This window comes from Kitasatospora sp. NPDC058965, from assembly GCF_042741245.1.
Lineage (GTDB): Bacteria > Actinomycetota > Actinomycetes > Streptomycetales > Streptomycetaceae > Kitasatospora.
Window position 1 is genome coordinate 1 of record NZ_JBHYKG010000589.1, and the last position, 1,555, is coordinate 1,555.

At 77.7% G+C, this 1,555-nt stretch carries 2 protein-coding genes; both read right to left on the reverse strand.

What is annotated here, in order from left to right; all coding sequences use genetic code 11:
• Positions 1-62: 62 nt before the first annotated feature.
• Positions 63-680: a hypothetical protein gene (locus tag ACFW1A_RS40400; protein WP_380418711.1), complete on the reverse strand. Its 618-nt coding sequence runs from the start codon at positions 678-680 to the stop codon at positions 63-65.
• Positions 681-809: 129 nt separating this feature from the next.
• Positions 810-1,481, reverse strand: coding sequence for a GNAT family N-acetyltransferase (locus tag ACFW1A_RS40405; RefSeq protein ID WP_380418713.1), 672 nt, complete (start codon positions 1,479-1,481; stop codon positions 810-812).
• Between the last annotated feature and the right edge of the window lie 74 nt (positions 1,482-1,555).

Consider the following 1,555-nt stretch of genomic DNA (forward strand, 5'->3'; position numbering starts at 1 on the left):
CAACCGCGCAGGCCGGCCTGTCCGCCCAGGACGCGGCACCCGCGCAGGCGGTGCCGCCCGGCTCAGGCCGCGGGCGGTTGGGGACGGGTCGGCACCCACAGCGGTGCGGGCCGCCCCGGTGCCATGGCCCGGGCCACCCGCGCGGCCAGCGCGCCGTCCCCGTCACCGAGCTCCCGCACGGCGCCGGCCGCGAGCCGGGCCAGGGCGAGCAGCAGTGCCACGGTGTCCGACCGGCGGTGCTGGTCGCGGACGTAGGCCTCGCAGCGCTCCGCGATCCGCCGCCGGTGGTCCGGGCCGCGGTCCACGGCCAGCGCCTGGACGGCGTGCCAGACCAGGGCCAGCGCGGTGGGCTCCGCGGGGTGGGCCGTCCCGGCCCAGCGGGCCTCCTCCGCGGCCTCGGCGCTGCGCCACCCCAGCCGCTCCAGCACCTCGGGCCCGTCGCCCCGGTGCACCTCCAGCAGCAGCTCGGCGGTCCACTGCAGCAGCGCGCGCAGCACCGGCACGGCCGGCACCCGCAGTCCGTCCGCCACCGGATCCCCGAGGGCGAGCCAGCTCTCGGCGAAGGCGCTCGCCCGCGCCACCCCGCCCGTTCCCTCCTGGACCGCGAGCCGCACCAGGCCCACCGCGGCGAGCCGCACCGCGTCCTCGTCCAGCGCGAGCAGCTGTTCGCTCCTCAGCACACCACACCCCCGACTGAGCCGACCATTGACCGTGAACGCACATCTCACCACACCGACCGTGTCCGAACCAGCGTCAGATCCGGGCCCTCCGATTCGGCGGCCTTCCGGCTGGTCGGCGCCGTGCGGGGGTCAGGAGGCCGGGCCCGGCTCCGGGCCCTGCGGCTCGTACCAGGCGCTCGCCATCGGGGCCCGGAAGGTCCAGCCGAGCGAGGTGTAGAGCGCCCGTCCCTCGCCCGAGGCGACCAGCACGCCGCTGCGGGCCCCGGCCTCGTGGGCCGCGTTCTGCAGTGTGCGCATCACCACACCGCCGAGCCCCCTGCGGCGGTGCGCGGGCGCGGTCTCGATCTGGTCCGCCACCGCGCTCGCTCCCGGCGCCGCCACGGCGATCTGCCCGCGGGCGGCGAAGGCCCCGTCGGCGGTGCGGACCAGCACCCGGGTGACCTCGTGCCGGGTCCAGGTGGTCACCCGGTACCCGGTCGGCACCGCGGGGCGCTCGGGTGCCAGGCGGCAGGACATGAGGTGGGCGGGCCGGTCCAGCCGCCACCCGGACGCGAGCCACGGCCGGACTGCCTCGACCTCGGCGAACAGCTTCAGCCAGGCGCCGGGCACGCTCGCACCGCCGGCCAGCTCGCGGACCACGGCCTCGGTCGGCTCGGGCAGCACCTGCCGCCACGCCTGCGCGGACTGCCCGACGTCGATCGTCCAGCCCCAGGGCGCCGCGATCGGCTCCGCCGCCCCGCGCGAGGCGGCCCAGCCGCCGACCCACTCCCGCACCAGCTCGCCGACCCCGGACCCGACCATGGGCACCCCTTCGAAGGTAAGAGATCAATCTCGAAGGAGGACCTTACGCCTTCGCCGCCGGGCCGACCACGGCA